The following is an 18,365-nucleotide window of genomic DNA, read 5'->3' on the forward strand; positions in this document are numbered from 1 at the left end:
GGTCTGATCACCCGACAACAAGGGCGACAGGCGAGAGGTAAAGACTGTGGAAGCACATTTGATGGAATGGCTGAACCTGAGCGTGCGCTGGGTTCACATGATCACCGGCGTCGCCTGGATCGGCGCTTCTTTCTACTTCGTCTGGCTGGAAAACAACCTCAATCGCGTCAACCCCAAGAGCGGCCTGGCCGGTGACTTGTGGGCGATCCACGGTGGCGGCATCTACCACCTGGAAAAATACAAACTGGCCCCGCCGACCATGCCGGACAACCTGCACTGGTTCAAATGGGAAGCCTATTTCACCTGGATGTCGGGCATTGCGCTGCTGTGCGTGGTGTTCTACTGGAATCCGACCTTGTACCTGCTCGCCCCCGGCAGCAGCCTGAGCGGCACCGAAGGCGTCTTGCTGGGCATCGGCTCACTGTTCGTCGGCTGGTTCGTCTACTCGTTTCTTTGCGACTCGGCCCTGGGCAAGCGCCCTGCCCTGCTCGGCTTGATCCTGTTCGTGCTGTTGATTGCAGCGGCCTACGGCTTCAGCAAGGTGTTCAGCGGCCGTGGCGCCTACCTGCATGTGGGTGCGGTGATCGGCACGATCATGGTCGGCAACGTGTTCCGCATCATCATGCCCGCCCAGCGCGCGCTGGTGGCGGCCATCGCCGAGAACCGCACACCCGACCCGGCGCTGCCGGCCAAGGGTTTGCTGCGCTCACGGCACAACAACTACTTCACCTTGCCGGTGCTGTTCATCATGATCAGCAACCACTTCCCGAGCACCTATGGCAGCCACTACAACTGGCTGATCCTGGCCGGGATCGCGGTGGCGGCAGTGTTGGTACGGCACTACTTCAACACCCGGCATAACAGCCAGAAGTATGCGTGGACCTTGCCGGTGGGTGCGCTGGCGATGATCAGCCTGGCCTACGTGACCGGGCCCACGCCGGCGCCGGAAGTGGCCAAGGCACCGACGGCGATCGAGTACCAGCCGTTGCCGGAAACTGCCCTGGGCGGCGGCGTGAAACCGGCTGCGCCTGCAGCCCCGGCAGCTGAACCGGCACCTGCCCAAGCCAGCACCGACTTTGGCCAGGTGCACCATGTGATCGAGCAGCGTTGCACCGTCTGCCATTCGGCCAAGCCCACCAGCCCGCTGTTCAGCACCGCACCGGCCGGAGTGATGTTCGACACGCCGGCGCAGATCCAGCAACAGGCGGCGCGCATTCAGGCGCAGGCCGTGGCCAGCCAGATCATGCCGCTGGGCAACATCACCCAGATGACCCAGCAGGAGCGGGATTTGATTGGCACCTGGATCAACCAGGGGGCGCGTACCAACTGATTGATTCACAGAGATCCAATGTGGGAGGGGGCTTGCTCCCGATGGCGGTGGCTCAGTCACAGATACTTTGAATGACACACCGCTATCGGGAGCAAGCCCCCTCCCACAGGTGGACTGCCGTGTTTTGAAGATCGCGTTCCACACAACACAAAAATAAAAAGATCCGAGGTGTTGCATGTCCCAGTTAGAAACGCAGAACCCTGCCGCACCCGCCATGGTGCGGCTGCCCCTCTTGCAACTGATTCTGGTAGGCCTGCAACACGTCTTGCTGATGTACGGCGGTGCTGTCGCCGTGCCCCTGATCATTGGCCAGGCCGCAGGCTTGAGCCGTGAAGAAATCGCCTTCCTGATCAACGCCGACCTGTTGGTCGCCGGCATCGCCACGATGGTGCAGTCGTTCGGCATCGGCCCGGTGGGTATTCGCATGCCGGTGATGATGGGCGCCAGTTTCGCCGCCGTCGGCAGCATGGTCGCCATGGCCGGCATGCCCGGTATCGGCTTGCAGGGGATCTTCGGTGCGACCATCGCCGCCGGGTTCTTCGGCATGCTCATCGCGCCGTTCATGTCCAAGGTCGTACGTTTTTTCCCGCCGCTGGTGACCGGTACCGTGATTACCGCCATCGGCCTTTCGCTGTTTCCCGTGGCCGTGAACTGGGCCGGTGGCGGCAGCGCCGCCGCGACGTTCGGCTCGCCAGTGTACCTGGCGGTCGCTGCGCTGGTGCTGGCCACCATTCTGTTGATCAACCGTTTCATGCGCGGTTTCTGGGTGAACATCTCGGTACTGATCGGCATGGCGCTGGGCTACGCCTTGTGCGGCACGCTCGGCATGGTCGACCTCAGCGGCCTGGCCCAGGCGCCTTGGGTGCAAGTGGTGACGCCGCTGCACTTCGGCATGCCCAGGTTCGAGTTGGCGCCGATCCTGTCGATGTGCCTGGTGGTGGTGATCATTTTTGTCGAATCCACCGGCATGTTCCTCGCCCTGGGCAAGATCACCGGCCAGGACGTCACGCCGAAGATGCTGCGTCGCGGTTTGCTCTGTGATGCCGGCGCGTCATTCTTTGCCGGGTTCTTCAACACCTTCACCCACTCCTCGTTCGCGCAGAATATCGGCCTGGTGCAGATGACCGGCGTGCGTTGCCGCTCGGTCACGATCATGGCCGGAGCGTTTCTGATTGTGCTGAGCCTGTTGCCCAAGGCCGCCTACCTGGTGGCGTCGATTCCACCGGCGGTGCTGGGCGGCGCGGCGATCGCCATGTTCGGCATGGTCGCGGCGACCGGCATCAAGATCCTGCAGGAAGCCGATATCGCCGACCGGCGCAACCAGTTGCTGGTGGCGGTGAGCATCGGCATGGGCTTGATCCCGGTGGTGCGTCCGGAGTTCTTCGCGCAATTGCCAATGTGGATGAGCCCGATAACCCACAGTGGCATCGCCATGGCCACCCTGAGCGCGTTGTCGTTGAACATACTGTTCAACATTCTCGGCGGTGCTGAACGCCCCGCCGTCGAGCACGCCCACCCCTGACGCACGCCCCATCGTCGCCCTGTGCGCGCTGTAACGGCGCACTTGAGCCCAGACGTTGGAGCCAGTATTCTCCGCGCCCGCTTGAACCGACGGTTTTTTTACCGCCTTGGCGCGGCTTTTGCTACAGCCATAAAGTTGACCAATCAGACGAGTTCTTCAGCAGATCCAAAGGCGCCACACCAGAGCGCCAGATTAGAAAAACATAAAACTTTAACTCGGGAGCACCGAATGAAACCTATGTTCAAAGGCCTGATGCTGGCGGGATCCCTGCTGGCCGGTGGCCAAGCCGTGGCCGGTGATTTGCTGCAGTGGCAGAACAACAGCCTGACGTATCTGTGGGGCAAGAGCTTTACCGTCAACCCGCAGATCCAGCAAACCGTCACGTTCGAACATGCCGACGCGTGGAAGTACGGTGACAACTTCTTCTTCCTTGACCGCATCTTTTACAACGGCAAGGAAGACGGCAACGTCGGTCCGAATACTTACTACGGCGAGTTCAGCCCACGTTTGTCGTTCGGCAAGATTCTGGATAAGGACCTGTCATTCGGCCCGATCAAAGATGTATTGCTGGCCTTCACTTACGAGTTCGGCGAAGGCGATAACGAGTCGTACCTGCTGGGCCCGGCGATTGACTTTAATATTCCGGGGTTCGACTACTTCCAGTTGAACTTCTACCAGCGCCAGACCGAAGGCAATCGCCCCGGCGACGGCGTGTGGCAAATCACGCCGGTGTGGTCGTACACCATTCCCGTGGGCAACTCCGATGTGTTGATCGACGGTTTCATGGACTGGGTGGTGGATAACGACAAAAACGCCCGTGGCACCTATCACGCCAACCTACACTTCAACCCGCAGGTCAAATACGACCTGGGCAAGGCGCTGCATTGGGGCGACAAACAGTTGTATGTGGGGTTTGAATACGACTACTGGAAGAACAAGTACGGGATCGAGGACAGCGGCGCCTTCAAGACGACTCAGGACACCGCAAGCTTCCTGGTCAAGTATCACTTCTGATTGAACGGCGCATAACCGATGTGGGAGGGGGCTTGCTCCCGATAGCAGTGTGTCAGTCAACCTATCAGTGACTGAACCACCGCTATCGGGAGCAAGCCCCCTCCCACATTTAGATAAGTGGCAGGCCTAAGAACCGGGTGATCTCCTCGCGCTTTGCCAACGCATCTTTCCTGCCCAACTCAATCAACTCACTGCAATACCCCGCCTCGAACAGCAAGTAACTCAACACCCCTGCCCCACTGGTCTTGGTCGCCCCTGGCCCGCGCAAAAACAAGCGCAATGCCGCTGGTAATTCCTGCCGATGCCGGGCCGCGATTTCGTCGATCGGCTGGCTGGGCGCAATCACCAGCACCTCCACGGCCGCCACCCCCGGCGAGACATGGCTGAATTGGTTCAAGCGTTCCAGCAATTCGATATCGCTTTCCAGGCTGTCAATGAACGTGCTGTTGAGCATGTGCCCGCCGATCTGCGCCAGCGTCGGTTCCTGGCCGGTGTAGGTGCGTTGCATCGAGGGTTCATTGCCGCGCGGGTTACCGCTGACGCCCACCACCAGCACGCGACTCGCGCCCAGGTGCAGAGCCGGGCTGATCGGGGCCGACTGGCGAACGGCGCCGTCACCGAAGTATTCCTGATCGAGCTTCACCGGGGCAAACAGCAAGGGAATCGCCGAACTGGCCAGCAAGTGTTCCACCGTAAGTGGCGTCGGCACACCAATGCGCCGATGGCGCAGCCAGGGTTCGATGGTGCCGCCGCCTTGATAGAAGGTCACCGCCTGCCCGGATTCATAGCCGAACGCGGTGACCGCCACGGCGTGCAGATGCCGGTGCCGGATGGCGTCGTCAATGCCGGCCAGATGCAGCTTGTCCTGCAGCAGATCGCGCAGCGGTGAACTGTCGAGCAACGCCACCGGGAGCTGCCTGCCCAGGCCCAACAGGCTATGAATCAGGAAGCGACTGGCCTGGCGGACCACGCCCGGCCAGTCGCTGCGCAGCACCAGGTGGCTGCGAAAGCCTTGCCAGAATGCGGTGAGGCGCTGGACAGCAGCGGTGAAGTCCGTCGCGCCACTGGCCAGGGTGACCGCATTGATCGCCCCGGCCGACGTGCCGACGATCACCGGAAACGGATTCGGCGCCCCCGGCGGCAGCAATTCGGCAATCGCCGCCAACACTCCAACCTGATACGCCGCTCGCGCCCCGCCGCCGGAAAGAATCAAGCCTGTGACCGGTTCAGCTGGGCGCATTGCGTCACTCCATATGGGAAAGGTAAGTCTTACCGGCGGCGTTTTTCGTACAGCTTGGGTTCACCCGGTGGCCGGCTCTTGAAGCGGCGGTGGGTCCACAGGTATTGCTCGGGGCAGTCGCGCACCGAAGCTTCGACCCACTGGTTGATGCGCAGGCAGTCGATTTCGTCAGTCTCGCCGGGGAAATCCGTCAAGGGTGCATGAATCACCAGTCGGTAGCCGCTGCCATCGGCCAGGCGTTCCTGGGTGAAAGGCACCACCAGGGCTTTGCCCAGGCGCGCGAACTTGCTGGTGGCCGTGACAGTGGCGGCCTGGATGCCGAACAGCGGCACGAAGATACTCTGCTTGGCGCCGTAGTCCTGGTCCGGCGCGTACCAGATCGCCCGGCCGGCGCGCAGCAGCTTGAGCATGCCGCGTACGTCGTCGCGCTCCACCGCCAGGGAATCGAGGTTGTGGCGCTCCCGGCCACGGCGCTGGATAAAGTCGAACAGCGGGTTGCCGTGCTCGCGGTACATGCCGTCGATGGTGTGCTTTTGCCCGAGCAGGGCAGCGCCGATTTCCAGGGTGGTGAAGTGCAAGGCCATCAGGATCACGCCCTTGCCGTCCAATTGCGCCTGCTTGAGATGCTCCAACCCTTGCACATGGGCCAGGCGCGCCAGGCGCGGTTTGGGCCACCACCAACTCATGGCCATCTCGAAGAAGGCGATACCGGTGGAGGCGAAATTTTCCTTGAGCAGGCGTTTGCGCTCCTTGGCGGATTTTTCCGGGAAGCACAACTCCAGGTTGCGCGCGGCGATGCGGCGGCGCTCACCGGCCACGCGATACATGCCCGCGCCCAGCAGGCGACCAATGGTCAGCAGCACGCAGTACGGCAGTTGGGTGACCAGCCACAGCAGGCCCAGCCCCAGCCATAATGGCCAAAAACGCGGGTGAAGAAATACAGCTCGAAAACGCGGGCGATCCATTACAGATTCCGGTAAAGACAAGGGCCGCGCATTCTACAACGGTTCGACTCGGCTTGCGGCGGGTGAGTGTTCTCGTTATAAGTCTCGACACTTTTCGTGACAAGCCGCTTTGCCGACCATGAGCCAAACCGAACCGCTAGACCAAGATCCCGTGTTCCAGCTGAAAGGCAGCATGCTCGCCATTACCGTGCTGGAACTGGCCCGCAATGACCTCGACGCCCTGGACCGCCAACTGGCCGCCAAGGTCGCCCTGGCGCCGAATTTCTTCAACAATGCCCCGCTGGTGCTGGCCCTGGACAAGCTGCCGGCCGGCCAGGGCGTCATCGACCTGCCCGGGCTGATGCGCGTGTGCCGCTCCCACGGCCTGCGTACCCTGGCGATTCGCGCCAGCCGTATCGAAGACATTGCCGCGGCCATCGCCATTGAACTGCCAGTACTGCCGCCGTCCGGCGCACGCGAGCGTCCGCTCGAACCATTGGTCGGTGAACAGAAGAAAAAACCGGAAAAACCCCCGGAACCCACGATCCGGCCGACCAAGATCATTACCTCGCCCGTGCGCGGCGGGCAGCAGATTTACGCCCAGGGCGGCGACCTTGTGGTGGTGTCCTCGGTCAGCCCCGGCGCGGAACTTCTCGCCGATGGCAATATCCATGTATACGGCCCGATGCGCGGACGTGCCCTGGCCGGCATCAAGGGTGATACCAAGGCGCGTATTTTCTGCCAGCAGTTGACCGCTGAGCTGGTTTCCATCGCGGGTCAGTACAAGGTGTCCGAAGACTTGCGCCGTGATCCGCTGTGGGGGGCTTCGGTACAGGTCAACCTGTCGGGCGATGTGTTGAACATCATCCGTCTTTAACGGATACTGCCGCATTTTCCAAGCATCTCTAGGCTCTGATAGCAAAGCGAAACCGGCAATACTTGCGTAGGACTAGTTGAAGTTGGCGTTTTCCCCGGAAAAACCCTGGCTTCTTCCTACAAAGGCTGTCCGCCTGCAGCGAGTTTCAAGAGATGTTTTTCAGGGACCAAAAGTCCTTTTTCCTTAGGGGTGAAACACCTTGGCCAAGATTCTCGTGGTTACATCCGGCAAGGGTGGTGTGGGTAAGACCACCACCAGCGCCGCTATCGGTACCGGCCTCGCTCTGCGCGGCCACAAGACAGTCATCGTCGACTTCGACGTGGGTTTGCGTAACCTCGACCTGATCATGGGCTGCGAACGCCGCGTGGTATACGACTTCGTCAACGTGGTGAACGGCGAAGCCAACCTGCAACAGGCCCTGATCAAGGACAAGCGCCTTGAGAACCTGTATGTGCTGGCCGCCAGCCAGACCCGTGACAAAGACGCGCTGACCAAGGAAGGCGTAGGCAAAGTCCTCGCCGAACTGAAAGAAACCTTCGAATACGTGGTATGCGATTCCCCGGCCGGTATCGAAACCGGTGCTCACCTGGCGATGTACTTCGCCGATGAAGCCATCGTGGTGACCAACCCGGAAGTGTCCTCGGTACGTGACTCGGACCGTATGCTCGGCCTGCTGGCCAGCAAGTCCCAGCGCGCCGAAAAAGGCGAAGAGCCGATCAAGGAACACCTGCTGCTGACCCGCTACAACCCTGAGCGCGTCAGCAACGGCGAAATGCTCGGCGTTGAAGACGTCAAGGACATCCTCGCGGTGACCCTGCTCGGTGTGATCCCGGAATCCCAGGCCGTGCTGAAAGCGTCCAACCAGGGCGTGCCGGTGATTCTCGACGACCAGAGCGACGCCGGCCAGGCGTACAGCGATGCTGTGGATCGCCTGCTGGGCAAGACCGTGGAACACCGCTTCCTCGATGTCAAGAAGAAGGGATTCTTCGAGCGTATCTTTGGAGGCAATTGAACAATGAAATTTCTCGACTTCTTTCGCGCCAACAAAAAGCCAAGTACCGCGTCGGTCGCGAAAGAGCGTCTACAGATCATCGTGGCGCACGAACGCGGCCAACGCAGCACCCCGGATTACCTGCCAGCCTTGCAGAAGGAACTGGTCGAGGTGATCCGCAAGTACGTCAATATCGGCAACGATGACGTGCATGTCGCCCTGGAAAATGACGGCAGCTGCTCGATTCTGGAACTCAATATCACCCTGCCTGATCGTTGATCGAACAGGCGGCCGCCACGGCGGCTCTGCGACTTGGCCCCTGCACTGCTGTAGGAGCGAGCTTGCTCGCGAAAAACTCGACGGCACCGCGTTCATTCAGGCGAAACGCGGTGGCCTCAGGTTCTTCGCGAGCAAGCTCGCTCCTACAGGGTGAGGGGCAGTCAGTGGAGCCGCCGTTGGCGTTTGTTACGAGGCTGTTTAATGCCGTTGTCCAACATCCATATCCTGCATCAGGACGACGCTGTCCTGGTGGTGAACAAGCCGACCCTGCTGCTCTCGGTGCCCGGCCGCGCCGACGACAACAAGGACTGCCTGATCACCCGCCTGCAGGAAAACGGCTACCCCGAAGCCCGCATCGTCCATCGCCTTGACTGGGAAACCTCGGGCATCATCCTGCTGGCGCGGGACGCTGATACCCACCGCGAACTGTCCCGCCAGTTTCACGACCGCGAAACAGAAAAGGCCTACACCGCCTTGGCTTGGGGCCAGCCGGAACTGGACAGCGGCAGCATCGACCTGCCCTTGCGCTATGACCCGCCGACCAAGCCGCGCCATGTGGTCGACCATGAGTTCGGCAAGCACGCGCTGACTTTCTGGAAGGTGCTGGAACGTTGCGGCGACTGGTGCCGCGTCGAACTGACGCCGATCACCGGGCGCTCGCACCAGTTGCGCGTGCACATGTTGTCCATCGGCCACCCGCTGCTCGGCGATGGCCTGTATGCCCACGAACAGGCCCTCGCCGCCTGGCCGCGCCTGTGCCTGCACGCGAGCATGCTGAGCTTCACTCACCCGCAAAGCCACGAGCGCTTGCGCTTCGAGTGCCCGGCGCCGTTCTAAGCTGCAAATACAGTAAATGTGGGAGGGGGCTTGCTCCCGATGGCGGAGTGTCAGTCACTGAATCTGTGACTGACCCACTGCCATCGGGAGCAAGTCCCCTCCCACATTAGTTCTGCATCAGTTCTCGCCACCGAGTCAAACCAATACGGTAAACTCCGCGCATTGCTGTCTGGAGCTATTTATGCGCGATGCGTTGAATCAAGGCCTGATCGACTTCCTCAAGGCCTCCCCTACTCCTTTTCATGCCACTGCCGCCCTCGCCCAGCGCCTGGAAGCGGCCGGTTACCAGCGTCTCGACGAGCGTGACACCTGGGCCACCGAAGCCAACGGTCGCTATTACGTGACCCGTAACGATTCCTCGATCATCGCGTTCAAACTGGGCCGCCATTCGCCGCTGCAAGACGGCATCCGTATGGTCGGCGCCCACACCGACAGCCCGTGTCTGCGGGTCAAGCCGCAGCCCGAGCTGCAACGCCAGGGTTTCTGGCAGTTGGGCGTGGAAGTCTACGGCGGCGCCTTGCTGGCCCCGTGGTTCGACCGCGACCTGTCCCTGGCTGGCCGCGTCACGTTCCGCCGCGATGGCAAGGTCGAAAGCCAGCTGATCGACTTCAAGCTGCCGATCGCCATCATTCCCAACCTGGCCATTCACCTGAACCGTGAAGCCAACCAGGGCTGGGCGATCAATGCCCAGACCGAACTGCCACCGATCCTCGCGCAGTTTGCCGGTGACGAGCGCGTGGACTTTCGCGCCGTGCTCACCGAACAATTGGCTCGCGAGCATGGGCTGAACGCCGATGTGGTACTCGACTATGAGCTGAGCTTCTACGACACCCAAGGCGCTGCGGTGATTGGCCTCAATGGCGACTTCATTGCCGGTGCGCGCCTGGACAACCTGCTGTCGTGCTACGCCGGGTTGCAAGCCCTGCTCACCAGCGACACCGAGGAGACCTGCGTGCTGGTGTGCAACGACCACGAAGAAGTCGGCTCCTGCTCGGCCTGCGGCGCCGATGGCCCGATGCTCGAACAGACCCTGCGCCGCCTGCTGCCCGAAGGTGAAGAGTTCGTACGCACCATTCAGAAATCCCTGTTGGTGTCTGCGGACAACGCCCATGGCGTGCACCCGAACTACGCTGAAAAACACGACGCCAACCACGGCCCCAAGCTCAACGCCGGTCCGGTGATCAAGGTCAACAGCAACCAGCGCTACGCGACCAACAGCGAAACCGCCGGGTTCTTCCGCCACCTGTGCATGGCCCAGGAAGTGCCGGTGCAGAGCTTTGTGGTGCGCAGCGATATGGGCTGCGGTTCGACGATCGGGCCGATCACCGCCAGCCACCTGGGTGTGCGCACCGTGGACATCGGCCTGCCGACATTTGCCATGCATTCCATCCGTGAACTGTGCGGTAGCCATGACCTGGCACATCTGGTGAAGGTATTGGGCGCGTTCTACGCCAGCCGCGACCTGCCCTGATTTGCCAGGCTGAATGCGCTCAAAAATGTGGGAGGGGCGGTGCGACGATTCGACTTGCCCCCGATTGCGGTGCTTCAGTCAAAAATACATTGACTGACACTCTGCCATCGGGAGCAAGCCCCCTCCCACATTAGGTTTGGCGTACACCTGATCTGCATCACCGGCACTTTTAATAATCCGACCTAGACTTGTCAGAACTCCCACTCCGACAAGGCCGTCGCCTGATGATCCCCATGTCCTCGTTCCACGCCATGCTTATCCCGATCATGATCGGCATGCTCCTGCTCGCCGTAGGCTTCAACTTTCGCGACAAACCCCTTGGCGTGTTCGGCATGTGGGTCGGCATGCTGCTGATCCTGGGCACCGTGGTATACAAGATCCTCGCCAAACTGGCGGAATAACAAATGCGCTCGCATCTGGCATAGCGGCCTCGTACACTCGGCCAATTCGTCGTTTTCAAGGTTGACTGCCTCGTGCTTTCCCGTCTGTTTGCCCTGCCCTGCTACCTGCTCATCGCCCTGCTCACGCTGCTGCCTATCACCTGCGCCCAAGCCGTGGGCTTGCCCGGAATGCTGGGCAGTTCCAACAAAGCCCAACCCCAGGCCGAGGTGCCTTTGGGGCAGTCGCTGGACGAGGTGATCAAGACCCTGGAGAACGATCAGCAGCGCACCCAGTTGCTGAGCGACTTGAAGAAACTGCGCGCCGCCACGCAAAAAGCCCAACCGGCGGCCGAACTCGGTGTGCTCGGCCTGATCGGCAGCACGCTGTCTGGCTTTGAACAGCAGTTCTCCGGCGCCGACAGCCCACTGGGCCGCTGGTCCAATGAAGTCGACCTGGCCAGGGACGAACTCAGCGCACTGATGCTGCCGGCCACTGAATGGCTGCCGATCATCTTTGGTTTTGCGGTGATCCTGGCGGTATGGAGCCTGCTGGCCGCCGCGCTGATCTGGCTCAGTCACCGCGTGCGCGAACGCTTCGGCCTGCCTGAAGAGCTTCCGCAACACCCACGCACCTGGGACATGCTGCGCTTCGCCCTGCGCAAACTCGGCCCGTGGTTGATCGCTCTGGTGATCACGGTTTACCTGAGCTACGCCCTGCCCTCGTCCCTGGGCAAATCCCTGGCGATGGTGCTGGCTTACGCCCTGGTCGTCGGCACCTGTTTCTCGGCGATCTGCGTGATTGCGTTTTCCCTGCTGGACGGCCCGCACCGCCACCGCGCTCTGTATATCCTGCGCCATCAGGCCTTTCGCCCGCTGTGGTGGATCGGCAGTTTCGCCGCCTTTGGTGAAGCCTTGAGCGACCCGCGACTGGTCACGGCGCTCGGCCAGCACTTGGCTCATACGGCCGCAACCGTGGCCAACGTGATGGCGGCGCTGTCCACTGGCGTGTTCATCCTGCGCTTCCGTCGGCCGATCGCTCACCTGATCCGTAACCAACCACTGTCGCGCCGCCTGACGCGTCGCGCCCTCACCGATACCCTGTCGATCATCGGCACTTTCTGGTACTTGCCGGCATTGTTGCTGGTGGGTATTTCGCTGTTCGCCACCTTCCTGTCCGCCGGCGACACCAGCACCGCCCTGCGCCAGTCGCTGCTGTGCACCGTGTTGCTGGTGTTGTGCATGGTGATCAACGGGCTGGTGCGGCGCCACGCCCTCAAGCCGCAACGCGGGCACAAGCGCCATGCGCTGTACTCCGACCGCCTGAAAAGCTTCGTCTACACCCTGGCGCACCTGCTGGTGTGGCTGGTGTTTATCGAACTGGGCCTGCGCGTGTGGGGCCTGTCACTGATTCGCTTCACCGAAGGCGATGGCCATGAAATCAGCGTCAAGCTGTTCAGCCTCGGCGGGACTTTACTGTTTGCCTGGCTGATCTGGATTCTCAGCGACACCGCGATCCATCATGCCCTGACCCGCTCGCGTAAAGGCCTGGCCAACGCGCGTGCGCAAACCATGATGCCGTTGATCCGCAACGTGCTGTTCGTGACTATTTTTATCATCGCCGCCATCGTCGCCCTGGCGAACATGGGCATGAACGTCACGCCACTGCTGGCCGGTGCCGGTGTGATCGGCCTGGCGATCGGTTTCGGTGCGCAGTCGCTGGTGGCCGACCTGATCACCGGCCTGTTCATCATCATCGAAGACTCCCTGGCCATCGATGACTACGTGGACGTCGGCGGTCACCTCGGCACCGTCGAAGGGCTGACCATCCGCACCGTGCGCCTGCGCGATATCGACGGCATCGTGCACACCATTCCGTTCAGCGAGATCAAGAGCATCAAGAACTACTCGCGGGAATTCGGCTACGCGATCTTTCGCGTGGCGATCCCCTACAACATGGAGATCGACGACGCAATCAAGCTGATGCGCGATGTCGGCCACGCCATGCGCAATGACCCACTGCAACGCCGCAATATCTGGTCGCCGCTGGAGATTCAGGGCGTGGAGAGTTTTGAATCGGGCAGCGCGATCCTGCGCGCACGGTTCAAGACGGCGCCGATCAAGCAGTGGGAAGTGTCGCGGGCGTTCAACCTGTCACTCAAGCGGCATCTGGATGAAGCCGGGCTCGATCTGGCGACACCGCGCTTGAGTGTGCAGGTGGTGACGGGGGGACTGGAGAAAGACAAACCGCAGGACAGTACAAATTAACTGTGGGAGGGGGCTTGCCCCCGATGGCGGTGGGTCAGCTGAAAAATAAGCTGACTGACAGACCGTTATCGGGGGCAAGCCCTAATGCCAGTCAGTTAAGCGTACACCGCCGTCTGTAGGAGCGAGCTTGCTCGCGAAAAACGTCAACGATAACGCGTGCTTTCTGAATGAACGCGGTGCCTGTGAGTTTTTCGCGAGCAAGCTCGCTCCTACAAAAAGCCTTAACTGACTGGCATTAGGGCAAGCCCCCTCCCACATTTGAAGCGCGGCGCTTACGCGATTGCAGCGCCATCCATCTTCTGGCGCAAGCTCAGCGGGCGCATATCCGTCCAGTTCTCTTCGATATAGGCCAGGCACTCTTTCTTCATGCCGCTCTTGCCCACGGTTCGCCAGCCTTCCGGCACGGCCTTGTAGTCGGGCCAGATCGAATACTGTTCTTCGTGGTTGACCACTACCTGAAACAGGATGTCGTCGCGGTCAAATACTGAGGTCATTGCGGTTCTCCGTCGCTCAAAGGCTGGCCGCGCACCATGCGCAGCGCTGATATCTCTAGAAACGTTTCAGGGACCTGGAAAATTAGAGGCTGGCGAGCGCCGCTGCCACGGCGCGCCCGAAGATCTCGGCGACCCGGTCGATCTCGGCGGCGGTGATCACCAGCGGCGGCAGGAAACGCACCACGCCGCCATGCCGCCCGCCCAGCTCCAGGATCAGGCCGCGCTTGAGGCATTCACGTTGTACCAACGGCGCGAGCTGACGATGCACCGGTGGGTGGCCTTGGATGTCGCGTACGCCATCCGGGTCAACCAGCTCCACGCCGAGCATCAGCCCACGCCCTCGAATATCGCCCAGGTGCGGGAAGTCGCGCTGCAGCAGGCGCAAATGTTCAGCCAGGCGCTCGCCCATCGCCGCCGCATGCGCGGCCAGGTCGTGCTCCTTGAGGTAGCGCATCACTGCCGATCCCGCCGCCATTGCCATCTGATTGCCACGGAAGGTCCCGGCATGGGCGCCCGGCAACCAGGTGTCGAGCCAGTCGCGGTACACCACCACCGCCAGCGGCAGGCTGCCGCCAATGGCTTTGGACATCACCACCACGTCCGGGATGATCCCCGCGTGCTCGAAGGCAAACATTTTGCCGGTGCGGCCAAAGCCACTCTGGATTTCATCGACGATCAGCGCGACGCCCGCCTGTTCGGTGATACGCCGCAGCCCGCGCAGCCAGTCGAGATCGGCCGGGACCACGCCGCCCTCACCCTGCACCACTTCGACAATCACCGCTGCCGGCGGCAACACGCCGGCTTCGGGATCGTTGAGCAGGTTTTCCAGGTAATGCAGGTTGACCCGCGCGCCCTGCGCGCCACCCAGGCCGAACGGGCAGCGGTAGTCGTAGGGGAATGGTAGAAATTGCACGCCGTTGCCAAGCAATGCGCCCAGCGGCTTCTTCGGCCCGAGGCTGCCCATCAGGCTCAACGCGCCCTGGCTCATGCCGTGATAACCGCCCTGGAACGACAACACCGTACTGCGCCCGGTGGCAGTGCGTACCAGCTTCAAGGCCGCTTCCACCGCATCGGTGCCGGTGGGGCCGCAGAACTGGATTTTCGCCTCGCGCGCCAGTTCCGGCGGCAGCAGGCCGAACAAATCCTGCACGAACTGATCCTTGACCGGCGTGGTCAGGTCCAGGGTGTGCAACGGCAACTCATCGCTCAACACTTGTTGAATGGCCTGGATCACCACCGGGTGGTTATGGCCGAGCGCCAGGGTGCCCGCGCCGGCCAGGCAGTCAATGAAACTGCGGCCTTCCACATCTTCGACATAAATACCCTTGGCCCGCTTGAGCGCCAGGGGGATGCGCCGCGGGTAGCTGCGGGCATTGGACTCCTGCTGGCGCTGGCGGGCCAGCAACGGGCTGTCGTCGAACTGGTAGAGCGTTTCGCTGACGTGCACAGGCGCGGCTTCGATGGGGCTGGTGGCGACTGACATCTCTCGATCCCTCAATACGCGGGTGATGGTGGTCATCCGTGGGGGGCGGGGAATGCGCACGGACTTCATGTTCTGAAGACGCATCAGGTGCGGGGGGATTTAGGGACCTGGTCAGATTTACAGACGTGTGCAAATCAAATGTGGGAGGGGGCTTGCTCCCGATGGCGGTGTATCAGGCAGCCAATGGTTAGCTGACACTCCGCTATCGGGAGCAAGCCCCCTCCCACATTTGAATGGCGTTTGGTTTCAAAGCCCGCGGTATTTGTCGTTGAGCGCGTACAGGATCGCGCAAGTCTCGGCATCCAGAAGCCCACCGTAATCCCGCGCCCGAAAGTGCATTTGAAACGCCCGGGTCCGCTGTTCAAAGGCTTGGCGGTTCCACGCTGGTTTGTACCCATACCGCTGAAAGGCCCGCTCTACCTCCACCTCCGGCGGTAACCCCAGGCAAAACCGGCGTTGGTACATCGCTCGGGTTGCCTCGTCAAACCAGGCGCCTACTCCGGCCTCATACAGGCAGCGCCAAGGCAGCTCGGGCCCCGGGTCGCTTTTGCGCCAGTACGCCACATCCGAATGCCCGAGAATATCCACCGGTCCGATCTGCGGATAACGCTCCAGAATATCGCGCACCAGCGTAATCAAAACCTCTACCTGTTGCTCGCGATACGCCGGGAAGGTGAACACGCCTTTGTCATCGCGCGCCAGGTTGACGATTTCAATGCCAATCGCGCGACTGTTGAGGTTATCCCGCCCATCCCAATGGCTCGCCCCGGCATGCCAGGCGCGCTTGTCCTCGGGCACCAGGCGAAACACGCGCAGTTCTTCATAACCGGCGGCGCGGTAGGCCGGTTCGTCAGGATCGGGCAGCAGATAGTGAGCGCTGACCCCGTTCTGGGTCAGGGTGCGCAAGGACGAGACAAAGGGCGCCGCGGTGTAATGCAAGAGTATTTGCCCCACCGGCTCGCCGTTACGTTCGTTGAAGTCCCTGGCAGGGAAACTGGTATCGATGACCAACATAAGATCCGTCCTTTTCAGTACGGGCCGAATCATTCGGCCCTTTCAAGCGCAAAAAAATTACCGCCATCCTGAAGGCGTGAGCTTCAAGCGGGCGGTAACTATTTGGCACTTGCAGAAAAGTCAGCGTCGCAGCGGCATGCCCAATTCAACCCGCAGGCCATCCGCCTGGCTGTCGAATGTCAACGAGCAAGCGCAGCGCTGGACGATCGCTTGAACGATCGCCAGGCCCAGGCCACAGCCGTCGCTGCTGCCGTTGCGCCAGAAGCGCTGGGTGAGGTATTGCAGGTCTTCGCTGGATATCTGCGGGCCATGGTCACGCACGCGGAATATCACCTTGTCAGCGCTGGACGACACCTTCAGCTCCACCCGGGTATCGGCCGGGGTGTGACGCAAGGCGTTGTCCAGCAGGTTACGCAAGGCCGCGACGGCCAGGCCCACGGGCATGTCCACCGGTGTGGCGGCAAGGCTGTCCGCCAGGACCAGGTCGATGCGCGAGTTGTCCCCGGCGTTGGCGTCCTGGATCGCCAGCCTGGCAACGTCCTCGGCGCTGGACTGCAAACCGTCATCGAACGACAAGCTGCCCTCTACGCGCGCCAGCAGCAACAGTTGCTCCAGAGTGCGATGCAAGCGGTCGGCGCCTTCCTCGGCGTGGGCCAGGGACTGGTCACGGGCCGCGCCTTCGGTCATACGGGCCACTTGCAGGTGGGTCTTGATCGCGGTCAACGGGCTGCGCAGTTCATGGGCGGCGTCGCCGGTCAGGCGGCGTTCGCGCTCGATGGTCTTGGCGATGCGTTGCAACAGTTGGTTCTGGGTGTCGAGCAACGGCTTGAGTTCACTGGGCAGCGGGTGGATCTGCAGCGGTTCGAGCGAGTCGGCGCTGCGGCGCATCAAGGCGTCCCGCATGCGATTGAGCGGCACCAGACTCTGGCCGATGCCCAGCCACAGCAAGCACAGGCACCCCAACAAGGCCACGCCGACCGGCACTGAGGCCGCCAGCAGGATCGACAGGTTCAGCGCCTCACGCTCCACCTGACGGTCGGCCGTGGTGATCAGCAGGTCGCCACGGGACAGGGTGAAACTGCGCCAGCCCACGCCATCGATCATCTGGTCGCGAAAACCGCTCTTGCGCGACTCCAGCCCCTCCTCCGGCGTGGTATGGCTGCGCGCCAGGATTTCGCCATGCAGGGAACTGACCTGGCAGGCCATGCCCCCCGGTACATTGAGTTGTTCGGTGCGCAAATGGGTGCCGGCACCGACGCTGGCCAGGCCCGGCATCTGTTCGGTCAGCCCGGCCACCATACGCGCCGAGGCGACCAGGCGCTGGTCGAGGGAAAACATCATCTGGTTGCGCAGGTCGTTGAGCATCCAGGCCGCCGCCAGGGCCCAGATCAACACAAACGCGGCGCCGAGCTTGAACGTCAGGCGCAGGCGCAGGCTCATCACGGAGCATCCTCTCCCGTATCGGCCGGGCCCAGGCGATAGCCGAGGCCGCGCACGGTCTCGACGATGCCATTGCCCAATTTGCGCCGCAGGTGGTGGATATGCACATTGAGCGCGTTGCTTTCCAGTTCGTCGTTGAACCCGTAGACGCTGTCCTTGAGCTGCTCGCTGGAGAGCACACGGCCCTTGTTGTGCAGCAGGGCCTGCAACAGCGCTTGTTCACGGCGCGACAGGTCCACCGGCTGGCCGCCCAGGAAAGTCTCGCGGCTGCTGGGGTCGTACGCCAGGCGGCCATGTTCGATCAGGTTGACACTGCGCCCCGCCACGCGGCGCAGCAGGGTTTGCAGGCGGGCGGCGAGTTCGCGCAGGTCGAAGGGCTTGAGCAGGTAGTCATCGGCACCCGCCTGCAGGCCGTCGACGCGGTTGGTCACCGAGTCACGCGCGGTGAGGATCAGCACCGGAATTTCCAGGCCCTGGCTGCGCTGTTGTTGCAGCAGTTTCAGGCCGTCTTCGTCGGGCAGGCCAAGGTCGAGCACCATGATGTCGAAGGTCGCCGCCCTGAGCATCGCCCTGGCCGCCGCCGCTGTGCCCACGCGTTCGACCGTGAAACCCTGGGCGGTGAGGCCGGCCACGATGCCGCTGGCGATCAGTTCGTCGTCTTCACAGACCAGTACGTGCATGCTGAACCCTTCATGAAAGATGCGGGTGATTAGAAAAGGCACGGATTAAGCGCGCATTATGCCGCGAACTTCGCAACACCATAGAATCTCTACACTCTAGAATA

17 protein-coding genes are annotated in these 18,365 nt (G+C 61.9%); 10 read left to right on the plus strand and 7 right to left on the minus strand.

Going from position 1 to position 18,365, the window contains the following annotated elements; all coding sequences use genetic code 11:
- Nucleotides 1–46 precede the first annotated feature (46 nt).
- The 3 genes from C4J87_RS17515 (at nt 47) to C4J87_RS17525 (ending at nt 3,866) form a co-directional block, all read left to right on the plus strand.
- Complete coding sequence (locus C4J87_RS17515) at nt 47–1,330, plus strand: urate hydroxylase PuuD (protein WP_124367809.1); 1,284 nt, start codon at nt 47–49, stop codon at nt 1,328–1,330.
- A 175-nt stretch (nt 1,331–1,505) separates the two neighbouring features.
- Nucleotides 1,506–2,852 carry a nucleobase:cation symporter-2 family protein gene (locus C4J87_RS17520; protein WP_124367810.1) on the plus strand — a complete coding sequence of 449 codons (1,347 nt, stop codon included), beginning with the start codon at nt 1,506–1,508 and terminating at the stop codon, nt 2,850–2,852.
- A gap of 228 nt (nt 2,853–3,080) precedes the next feature.
- On the plus strand, nt 3,081–3,866 hold the full coding sequence (locus tag C4J87_RS17525) for an outer membrane protein OmpK (protein ID WP_124367811.1): 786 nt from the start codon (nt 3,081–3,083) through the stop codon (nt 3,864–3,866).
- 109 nt (nt 3,867–3,975) lie between these two features.
- Here C4J87_RS17525 and C4J87_RS17530 read toward each other — a convergent pair whose 3' ends face one another.
- On the minus strand, nt 3,976–5,106 hold the full coding sequence (locus tag C4J87_RS17530; protein WP_124367812.1) for a patatin-like phospholipase family protein: 1,131 nt from the start codon (nt 5,104–5,106) through the stop codon (nt 3,976–3,978).
- Between the two features lie 29 nt (nt 5,107–5,135).
- Nucleotides 5,136–6,071 (minus strand): lipid A biosynthesis lauroyl acyltransferase, encoded by a 936-nt coding sequence (locus C4J87_RS17535; RefSeq protein WP_124367813.1) that lies wholly within the window; start codon nt 6,069–6,071, stop codon nt 5,136–5,138.
- 118 nt (nt 6,072–6,189) lie between these two features.
- Between C4J87_RS17535 and minC the strand changes: the two genes are divergently transcribed.
- From minC to C4J87_RS17570, 7 genes are all read left to right on the plus strand, one after another.
- Nucleotides 6,190–6,927: a septum site-determining protein MinC gene (minC, locus tag C4J87_RS17540; protein WP_124363733.1), complete on the plus strand. Its 738-nt coding sequence runs from the start codon at nt 6,190–6,192 to the stop codon at nt 6,925–6,927.
- Nucleotides 6,928–7,126: 199 nt separating this feature from the next.
- Nucleotides 7,127–7,939 (plus strand): septum site-determining protein MinD, encoded by an 813-nt coding sequence (minD, locus tag C4J87_RS17545; protein WP_124363734.1) that lies wholly within the window; start codon nt 7,127–7,129, stop codon nt 7,937–7,939.
- 3 nt (nt 7,940–7,942) lie between these two features.
- A complete protein-coding gene (gene minE / locus C4J87_RS17550; RefSeq protein ID WP_003175252.1) occupies nt 7,943–8,197 on the plus strand; it encodes a cell division topological specificity factor MinE in 255 nt (84 codons plus the stop codon).
- A gap of 201 nt (nt 8,198–8,398) precedes the next feature.
- Nucleotides 8,399–9,034 carry an RluA family pseudouridine synthase gene (locus tag C4J87_RS17560; RefSeq protein WP_124367815.1) on the plus strand — a complete coding sequence of 212 codons (636 nt, stop codon included), beginning with the start codon at nt 8,399–8,401 and terminating at the stop codon, nt 9,032–9,034.
- Between the two features lie 181 nt (nt 9,035–9,215).
- A complete protein-coding gene (locus C4J87_RS17565; protein ID WP_124367816.1) occupies nt 9,216–10,505 on the plus strand; it encodes a M18 family aminopeptidase in 1,290 nt (429 codons plus the stop codon).
- A 224-nt stretch (nt 10,506–10,729) separates the two neighbouring features.
- Nucleotides 10,730–10,906 (plus strand): hypothetical protein, encoded by a 177-nt coding sequence (locus C4J87_RS26165; protein WP_164487669.1) that lies wholly within the window; start codon nt 10,730–10,732, stop codon nt 10,904–10,906.
- 72 nt (nt 10,907–10,978) lie between these two features.
- Nucleotides 10,979–13,150 carry a mechanosensitive ion channel family protein gene (locus tag C4J87_RS17570; protein WP_124367817.1) on the plus strand — a complete coding sequence of 724 codons (2,172 nt, stop codon included), beginning with the start codon at nt 10,979–10,981 and terminating at the stop codon, nt 13,148–13,150.
- A 272-nt stretch (nt 13,151–13,422) separates the two neighbouring features.
- Here C4J87_RS17570 and C4J87_RS17575 read toward each other — a convergent pair whose 3' ends face one another.
- From C4J87_RS17575 to C4J87_RS17595, 5 genes are all read right to left on the minus strand, one after another.
- On the minus strand, nt 13,423–13,644 hold the full coding sequence (locus tag C4J87_RS17575) for an MbtH family protein (RefSeq protein ID WP_124367818.1): 222 nt from the start codon (nt 13,642–13,644) through the stop codon (nt 13,423–13,425).
- Nucleotides 13,645–13,726: 82 nt separating this feature from the next.
- A complete protein-coding gene (locus tag C4J87_RS17580; RefSeq protein ID WP_124367819.1) occupies nt 13,727–15,127 on the minus strand; it encodes an aspartate aminotransferase family protein in 1,401 nt (466 codons plus the stop codon).
- A gap of 246 nt (nt 15,128–15,373) precedes the next feature.
- Nucleotides 15,374–16,141 carry an N-acetylmuramoyl-L-alanine amidase gene (locus C4J87_RS17585; protein ID WP_124367820.1) on the minus strand — a complete coding sequence of 256 codons (768 nt, stop codon included), beginning with the start codon at nt 16,139–16,141 and terminating at the stop codon, nt 15,374–15,376.
- Between the two features lie 120 nt (nt 16,142–16,261).
- Nucleotides 16,262–17,581: an ATP-binding protein gene (locus C4J87_RS17590; RefSeq protein WP_124367821.1), complete on the minus strand. Its 1,320-nt coding sequence runs from the start codon at nt 17,579–17,581 to the stop codon at nt 16,262–16,264.
- Nucleotides 17,581–18,261, minus strand: a complete 681-nt coding sequence (locus C4J87_RS17595) for a response regulator (protein ID WP_124367822.1) — start codon at nt 18,259–18,261, stop codon at nt 17,581–17,583. The genes C4J87_RS17590 and C4J87_RS17595 overlap by 1 nt, the downstream gene beginning before the upstream one ends.
- Nucleotides 18,262–18,365: the final 104 nt, after the last annotated feature.

Source organism: Pseudomonas sp. R1-43-08, assembly GCF_003852255.1.
In the GTDB taxonomy this organism is placed as follows: Bacteria; Pseudomonadota; Gammaproteobacteria; order Pseudomonadales; family Pseudomonadaceae; genus Aquipseudomonas.

Excerpts from the sequence above, each read along its gene's own strand:
- C4J87_RS17565 (WP_124367816.1), top strand. The coding sequence starts at position 9,216 with ATGCGCGATGCGTTGAATCAAGGCCTGATCGACTTCCTCAAGGCCTCC.
- C4J87_RS17520 (WP_124367810.1), top strand. The coding sequence starts at position 1,506 with ATGTCCCAGTTAGAAACGCAGAACCCTGCCGCACCCGCCATGGTGCGG.
- C4J87_RS17535 (WP_124367813.1), bottom strand. The coding sequence starts at position 6,071 with ATGGATCGCCCGCGTTTTCGAGCTGTATTTCTTCACCCGCGTTTTTGG.
- C4J87_RS17575 (WP_124367818.1), bottom strand. The coding sequence starts at position 13,644 with ATGACCTCAGTATTTGACCGCGACGACATCCTGTTTCAGGTAGTGGTC.
- minC (WP_124363733.1), top strand. The coding sequence starts at position 6,190 with ATGAGCCAAACCGAACCGCTAGACCAAGATCCCGTGTTCCAGCTGAAA.
- C4J87_RS17525 (WP_124367811.1), top strand. The coding sequence starts at position 3,081 with ATGAAACCTATGTTCAAAGGCCTGATGCTGGCGGGATCCCTGCTGGCC.
- C4J87_RS17560 (WP_124367815.1), top strand. The coding sequence starts at position 8,399 with ATGCCGTTGTCCAACATCCATATCCTGCATCAGGACGACGCTGTCCTG.
- C4J87_RS17580 (WP_124367819.1), bottom strand. The coding sequence starts at position 15,127 with ATGTCAGTCGCCACCAGCCCCATCGAAGCCGCGCCTGTGCACGTCAGC.
- C4J87_RS17530 (WP_124367812.1), bottom strand. The coding sequence starts at position 5,106 with ATGCGCCCAGCTGAACCGGTCACAGGCTTGATTCTTTCCGGCGGCGGG.
- C4J87_RS17585 (WP_124367820.1), bottom strand. The coding sequence starts at position 16,141 with ATGTTGGTCATCGATACCAGTTTCCCTGCCAGGGACTTCAACGAACGT.
- C4J87_RS17595 (WP_124367822.1), bottom strand. The coding sequence starts at position 18,261 with ATGCACGTACTGGTCTGTGAAGACGACGAACTGATCGCCAGCGGCATC.
- C4J87_RS26165 (WP_164487669.1), top strand. The coding sequence starts at position 10,730 with ATGATCCCCATGTCCTCGTTCCACGCCATGCTTATCCCGATCATGATC.
- minE (WP_003175252.1), top strand. The coding sequence starts at position 7,943 with ATGAAATTTCTCGACTTCTTTCGCGCCAACAAAAAGCCAAGTACCGCG.
- C4J87_RS17590 (WP_124367821.1), bottom strand. The coding sequence starts at position 17,581 with ATGAGCCTGCGCCTGCGCCTGACGTTCAAGCTCGGCGCCGCGTTTGTG.